Below are 6874 nucleotides of genomic sequence, written 5' to 3'. Positions count from 1 at the left end.
CCTCCACGGCGTGGTCGCCGGCCCCAGCGAGGACAGCGGCCTGGCGATCATTGCCGCCGGCGGCGGTGACGAGCACCTCTACCGGCCCGGGGACACCCTGCCCGGCGGCGCCCGCCTTGAGGGCATACGCCGGGACCGCGTGATCCTCAGCCGCGACGGCCACCGCGAGACCCTCACGCTGCCCGAGAAGTCCAGCCCGCCCCCGCAACAGGAGCAGTCGGCGGCGCCCCGCGCATCGTCGTCACAGCCGGGCGGCACGCCTTCCGGGCCGCAGACCCTCGCCGGCTACCGAGAGCAGCTGCTCTCGGACCCGGGCGCCGTGCAGCGACTGCTCAGACCCGCCCCGGTGCGGGAGAGTGACGGAACGCTCATCGGCTACCGCCTGCAGGGCGGCGCCGAACCCCTGTACTCGGCCACCGCACTCGAGCCCGGGGACGTCATTACCGCAGTAGGCGACGTACGGCTCGACAACGAGGGCTCAGCGGTACAGGCGCTCCAGCGTCTTGGCAACGCCGGGCAGGTTACACTGACGGTACGCCGCAACGGCAGCGAGCGGCAGATCACTCTGAACTTCGGCAACGGGGGGTAGGCGCAGTGGCAGCGTGGATCCACGCCCTCCGTTCGTCCAACCCTGCCCGTCGCGCGCGCGGCCGGGCCGCCGCCGTGCTCCTGGCACTCGTGACCGTGCTCGCCGCCGGCACTGCCGGCGCACAGGAGCAGATCACGCTCAACCTCAAGGATGCCCAGCTCTCGGCGCTGGTGGACACGGTCGCGGAGGTCACGGGTCGCAACTTCGTGCTCGATCCGCGCGTGAATGCCCGGGTGACGGTCATATCGCGCCGGCCCATGGACGCCGACGCCCTCTACCAGGTCTTCCTCTCCATCCTCCAGGTCCACGGCTTCTCGGCCATCCCCGCCGGCGAGGTCACCAAGATCGTGCCGGACGTCAACGCCCGCCAGCTCGGCGGCGAGGACGGCGAGGACACCGGCGACGCGGTGGTCACCCGGGTGCTGACGGTGGAGAACGTGCCGGTGGCCCAGCTGGTGCCGATACTCCGGCCGCTGGTGCCCCAGCAGGGCCATTTCGCCGCTTACGCACCGACCAACTCGCTGATCATCTCAGACCACGCCAGCAACGTGGCCCGTATCGCCGACGTCGTGCGCAAGGTCGACCGCGCCGGGGCCGCGGCCACGGAGGTGATTCCGCTGGAGCACGCCACCGCCGAGACCGCGGCGGAGACCCTCGGCGAGGTTCTCGGCGGTCAGGGCGAGGAGGCCGGCGCCCAGGCGGTCCGGGTGGCGGCGGACAAGCGCACCAATGCCCTGGTGGTCATGGGCACCGACGCCCAGCGCGCCCGGGTACGCCGGCTCGTCGAGCGCCTGGACGCCGGCGCCGACCAGGGCGGCGACACCCGCGTGGTCTACCTGAGCTACGCCAAGGCCGAGGACGTCGCGGAGGTCCTGCAGTCGGTCAGCGAGAACCTGCCCTCCGCCGCGACGGACGGCGGTGGTGACGGCGAGGGGGGCGCCGCCGGCGCCGGCGGTAGCGGCAAGACCGTCAGCATCCAGGCCGACGCGGCGACCAACTCGCTGGTGATCAGCGCACCCCCCGCCGTGCAGAACGAGCTCGCCGCGGTCATCGACAAGCTCGACATCCGCCGCGCCCAGGTGCTCATCGAGGCCGCCATCGCCGAGGTCTCCGCCGACATGGCCGCGGAGCTCGGCTTCCAGTGGGCCGTGGACGGCGGCAACGGCAACACGGCCGTGGGCGGCACGAGCTTCGGCAACAACAGCGTGAGCGGCGGTGACAGCCTTGCCGGGATCATCGGCTCGCTGTCCCAGCAGGAGATCCCCAACATCGGCTCGGGCCTGAGCCTCGCCGTGGGCGACCTCGCCGGTGGCGTGCGCTTCGCGGCGCTGCTGCGGGCACTGGCGAGCGACGCGGACACCAATATCCTCTCCACGCCCTCGCTGGTCACCCTCGACAACCAGGAGGCGGAGATCACCGTTGCCCAGAACGTGCCCTTCGTCACCGGCTCGTACACCACCGCCTCGTCGGACAGCAGCAACGTCAATCCCTTCCAGACCATCGAACGCCGGGATGTCGGCCTCATCCTCAAGGTCAAGCCGCAGATCAACGAGGGCGATTCCGTGATGCTCGAGATCCAGCAGGAGGTCTCCAACGTCAGCGAGAGCACCCGGGCCGTGGATCTGATCACCGACAAACGCTCGATCAGCACCAGCGTGCTGGTGGACAGCGGGCGCCTGGTGGTGCTCGGCGGGCTGCTCGACGAGCAGGTCCGCGAGACCGAGCAGCGCGTGCCCCTGCTCGGCAGCATCCCCGTGCTCGGCAACCTCTTCCGCTACCGCTCGGCGCAGAGCGAGAAGCGCAATCTCATGGTCTTCCTGCGTCCGCGCATCGTACGCGACGAGGCCACGATGACGCGCTACGCCAGCGACAAGTACGCCAGCATGCGCGAGCGCCAGCGCGCCCAGCGCGACGCGGGGGTGGCACTGCTGCCCGACGACGTCGCTCCGGTGCTGCCACCGCTCGGCCGCCCCGCACTGCCGGCGCCGTTCACCCGGGGACGATAGCGCCATGGCCACCGAACCGCTGAGCGAGCACGACGAGGCCGGCGGCGACGCACGGCGGCCGTCCTTCGGCTTCGCCCGCCGCCACGGCGTGCTGGTGCGCTCGGTGGACGCCGCCGGCGCCGACGTCGTCTGCCGCACCGACGCCCCGCTGACCGTGATCGCGGACCTCCGCCGCAGCCTCGGCGTGCCCCTGCGCATCGAGCGCCTGGACGCCGATCACTTCGAGCGGCTGCTCCAGCAGGCCTACGAGACGCGTTCCGGCGAGACCATGCAGGCGATGGAGGACATCGGCGAGGCCGTGGACCTCTCCCGCCTCGCCGAGTCCATGCCCGAGCCGGAAGACCTCCTCGAGAGCGAGGATGACGCGCCCATCATCCGGCTGATCAACGCGCTGTTCACCGAGGCCATCCGCGAGGGCGCCTCGGACGTGCACATCGAACCCTTCGAGTCGCGGCTGACGGTGCGCTTTCGCGTCGACGGCGTGCTCCGCGAGGTCCTGGAGCCGCCACGCAGCATGGCCCCGCTGCTGGTCTCGCGCATCAAGGTCATGGCCCGGCTGGACATCGCCGAGAAGCGTGTCCCCCAGGACGGACGGATCTCGCTGCGCATCGCCGGGCGCGCGGTGGACGTGCGCGTCTCCACCCTGCCCGGCGGCCACGGCGAACGCGTGGTGCTGCGTCTGCTCGACAAGCAGGCGGGGCGCCTGGACCTGGAGCACCTGGGTATGGACGAGGGGCTGCGCAGCGAGGTCGACGCCCTCGTCCACCGCCCCCACGGGATCCTGCTGGTCACCGGTCCCACCGGTTCCGGCAAGACCACCACGCTCTACGCCGCCATCGCACGGCTCAACGACCGCAGCCGCAACATCCTCACCGTCGAGGACCCGATCGAGTATTACCTCGACGGCGTCGGCCAGACCCAGGTGAACCTGCGCGTCGACATGTCCTTCGCCCGCGGGCTGCGCGCCATCCTCCGCCAGGACCCGGACGTGGTCATGGTCGGCGAGATCCGCGACCTCGAGACCGCGGAGATCGCGGTCCAGGCCTCGCTGACCGGTCACATGGTGCTCTCCACGCTGCACACCAACACCGCCATCGGCGCCGTCACCCGGCTCCGCGACATGGGCGTGGAGCCCTTCCTGCTCTCCTCCAGCCTTGTCGGGGTGCTCGCCCAGCGCCTGGTGCGCCGGCTGTGCACCGCCTGCCGCCGGGCGTACACGGCGAGCGCCGCGGAGTGCGCCCAGCTCGGCGTCGAGCCGGCCACGCCCCCGGTGCTCTACCACGCCTGCGGCTGCGAGCGCTGCAACCACCTCGGCTACCGCGGACGCACCGGGCTGTTCGAGCTGGTGATCGTGGACGAGACCATGCGCGGGCTCATCCACGACGGTGCCGGCGAGCAGGCGATGGCGGCCCATGCGCGCCGCCGCACGCCGGCGCTGCGCGCCGACGGCATGCGCCGGGTACTGGCCGGCGAGACGACCCTGGAGGAGGTGGTGCGCGTCACCACCGAGGAGTGAGCCTGCGGCGGGTCGCTCCGACCCGCCGGGAGAGGGGTTAAGTGGCAGCCTACGAATACACCGCACTGGACACCGCGGGCCGCGAGCACGGCGGCGTGCTGGAGGGCGACAGCCCCCGCCAGGTCCGCCAGCAGCTGCGCGAGCGCGGCTGGCTCCCGGTGGCCGTCGAGGAGGTCCGGGAACGGCGCGAGCGCGGCGCCGGGCTGGCCGGCGGGCGTGCGCGCATCCGCACCGCGGAGCTGGTGCTGTTCACCCGCCAGCTCGCCACCCTCGTGGGCTCGGGCACCCCTCTGGAGGAGGCGCTGCGGACGGTGGCGCGCCAGAGCGAACGCCCGGCGGTCCGGCGGGTGGTGACCGGTATCCGCGCCCGGGTGGTGGAGGGCCACCCCCTGGCCGCCGGGATCGCCGCCTTCCCGCGGGTATTCAGCGAGCTCTATCGCGCCACCGTCGCCGCGGGGGAACAGACCGGACACCTGGACATCGTCCTCGAGCGTCTCGCCGACTACGTCGAGAAGCGTCAGCAGATGCGTCAGCGCGTGCAGCAGGCGCTGATCTATCCGCTCGCGCTGGTGGTGATCTCCATCGGCGTGGTCACCCTGCTGCTCACCTACGTGGTGCCCAAGGTGACCCGGGTGTTCGCCGACACCGGCCAGGCGCTGCCGGCACTCACCCGCGGGCTGATCGCCACCAGCGGCTTCCTGCGCGACTGGGGCTGGGCCCTGCTGCTGGTGCTGGCGGCGGCGGCGGTGATCTTCTCGCTGTCGCTGCGCCGGCCGGCGTTCCGCCGCCGCGTGCATGCGTCACTATTACGGCTGCCACTCGTCGGACGGCTCACGCGGGGGCTGAACACCGCGCGTTTCGCGCGTACCTTCAGCATCCTCATGGGCAGCGGCGTGGCCGTGCTCGAGGCCCTGCGCATCTCCGCCGGCGTGATCGCCAACCTGCCCATGCGCGAGGCCGTGGCGGACGCCGCCTCCCGCATTCGCGAGGGCACCGGCATCGCCCCGGCCCTGGAGGCCAGCGGCCAGTTCCCGCCGATGACGGTTCATCTCGTCGCCAGCGGCGAGGGCAGCGGCAATCTCGAGGGCATGCTCGAGCGCGCCGCCGCCAGCCAGGAACGCGAGATCGACGGCCTCATCGGCACCCTCCTGGCCCTGTTCGAGCCGCTGCTCATCGTGGTGATGGGCGGCATCGTGCTGGTCATCGTCCTGTCCATCATGCTGCCGATATTCGAGCTCAACCAGCTCGTCGGCCGCTGACCGCCCCGGAGGCCCCCGTGTCCTGGAACCGAAGCACATCGTCTCTCCTCACGTCACCGCCGCGCCGCCGCGCGGGCGGCTTCACGCTCATCGAGATCATGGTGGTGGTGGTCATCATCGGCATCCTCGTGGCCTTCGCCGTCCCCAACATCATGGACAACCCGGAGAAGGCGCGACTGACCAAGGCGCGCCACGACCTGCGCACCATCGAGAACGCACTGGAGATGTACAAGCTCGACAACTTCCGTTACCCGACCTCCGCCCAGGGCCTGGAGGCGCTGGTCAAACGGCCGGATACACCGCCGGAGCCGGAGAACTGGCAGGACGGCGGCTACCTCCGCGAACTCCCGATGGACCCGTGGGGTCATCCCTACAAGTACCTCGGCCCCCAGGACGGCGACGGCGGGCGCGTCGAGATCGTCACCCTCGGGGCGGACGGCCGTCCGGGCGGCGACGGGGCGGACGCCGACATCAGCAGCCTCAAACTGCAATCGGACGACGGGTAGGGTCGTGACCCGGCCGATGGTGTCACTGGCATCCGGCCCCAGCCGCCATGGCGACGGCGCGCTGGCGGACGCGGTCCGGTTTCCCGGGGGGCACCCGGCGGCCACCCGCCGCCACGGCTTCACCCTGCTGGAGATGCTGGTGGTGCTGGTCATCATCGGCATCGTGCTTTCGCTCGCGCTCATCCGCCTGGGTGACGGCGGCGACAGGACGGCACAGCGCAGCGCCGAACGGCTACTCGCCCGCCTCGAGCTCGCCGGCGAGGAGAGCGTGCTCAACGGCACCCCCATCGCCCTGGTCACCACCGAAACGGGCTACCGCTTTGCCCGCGCCACCCCGGACGGCTGGAGCGCGCTGACCGGCGACACCGTCCTCGCCGACACCGCCCTGCCCGGTCAGACGAGCCTGACGGTGACGCCGGACGACGACGGCCGCGCGCCGGACTCGGAGCCCCCCGCGACGGGCCCGGCGGTCGTGCTCTACCCCAGCGGCGAGATCAGCCCCTTCACCCTCGTGGTGACCGATGAGGGCACGGACACCGCCTGGCGCATCGTCGGGCGCATCAACGGCGAGCTCCGGCTGGAGGGCCCCAGCGATGGCGACACGGCGGGGTGAACGGCACGGACCGTCCCGCGGAGACGGCTTTACCCTGGTGGAGGTGCTCGTCGCCCTGGCCGTGCTCGCCATCGCCCTGGCCGCGGCGGTGCGCGCCGCCACCCTCTCCGCGGACGCCGCCGGCGGCCTGCGTGAGCGCACCTTCGCACACTGGATCGCGGACAACCGCCTCGCCGAGATGCAGGCCCGGCGCGTCTGGGCCACCGGCCGGCGCACCGAGCGGCGGACGTTCGCCGGCCGCGAGTGGCCGCTGACCGTCACCGTCGAGGCCACCCAGTTCGAGCACGTCCGCCGGGTACGCATCGCGGTGGCCGCCCCCGCCGACCCGCAACGCACGGTAACGACGCTGCAGGGCGTGCTCCGCGATCCGGGGCTGCAGCCGTGA

The 6874-nt window shown here is 72.0% G+C and carries 7 protein-coding genes; all 7 read left to right on the top strand.

Annotated elements, in window-relative coordinates; genetic code table 11:
• On the top strand, positions 1-589 hold a 589-nt coding region (locus tag G7A99_RS14160; protein WP_163141237.1), incomplete at its 5' end, for a type II secretion system protein N.
• A gap of 74 nt (positions 590-663) precedes the next feature.
• Complete coding sequence (gene gspD / locus G7A99_RS14155) at positions 664-2595, top strand: type II secretion system secretin GspD (RefSeq protein WP_163141234.1); 1932 nt, start codon at positions 664-666, stop codon at positions 2593-2595.
• A 4-nt stretch (positions 2596-2599) separates the two neighbouring features.
• A complete protein-coding gene (gspE, locus tag G7A99_RS14150; protein ID WP_163141231.1) occupies positions 2600-4111 on the top strand; it encodes a type II secretion system ATPase GspE in 1512 nt (503 codons plus the stop codon).
• A gap of 41 nt (positions 4112-4152) precedes the next feature.
• Positions 4153-5370 carry a type II secretion system inner membrane protein GspF gene (gspF, locus tag G7A99_RS14145; RefSeq protein ID WP_163141228.1) on the top strand — a complete coding sequence of 406 codons (1218 nt, stop codon included), beginning with the start codon at positions 4153-4155 and terminating at the stop codon, positions 5368-5370.
• A 17-nt stretch (positions 5371-5387) separates the two neighbouring features.
• Positions 5388-5876: a type II secretion system major pseudopilin GspG gene (gene gspG, locus G7A99_RS14140; protein ID WP_256379726.1), complete on the top strand. Its 489-nt coding sequence runs from the start codon at positions 5388-5390 to the stop codon at positions 5874-5876.
• Between the two features lie 16 nt (positions 5877-5892).
• Positions 5893-6489 carry a type II secretion system minor pseudopilin GspH gene (gene gspH, locus G7A99_RS14135; RefSeq protein ID WP_163141225.1) on the top strand — a complete coding sequence of 199 codons (597 nt, stop codon included), beginning with the start codon at positions 5893-5895 and terminating at the stop codon, positions 6487-6489.
• On the top strand, positions 6470-6874 hold the full coding sequence (gene gspI / locus G7A99_RS14130) for a type II secretion system minor pseudopilin GspI (protein WP_018716552.1): 405 nt from the start codon (positions 6470-6472) through the stop codon (positions 6872-6874). The genes gspH and gspI overlap by 20 nt, the downstream gene beginning before the upstream one ends.

The sequence above is a fragment of the Arhodomonas sp. KWT genome (assembly GCF_010993615.1).
This window is presented reverse-complemented; position numbering and strand designations above follow the sequence as displayed.

Coding starts and splice junctions, on each gene's coding strand:
- gspE (WP_163141231.1), top strand. CDS start 2,600: ATGGCCACCGAACCGCTGAGCGAGCACGACGAGGCCGGCGGCGACGCA.
- gspH (WP_163141225.1), top strand. CDS start 5,893: ATGGTGTCACTGGCATCCGGCCCCAGCCGCCATGGCGACGGCGCGCTG.
- gspI (WP_018716552.1), top strand. CDS start 6,470: ATGGCGACACGGCGGGGTGAACGGCACGGACCGTCCCGCGGAGACGGC.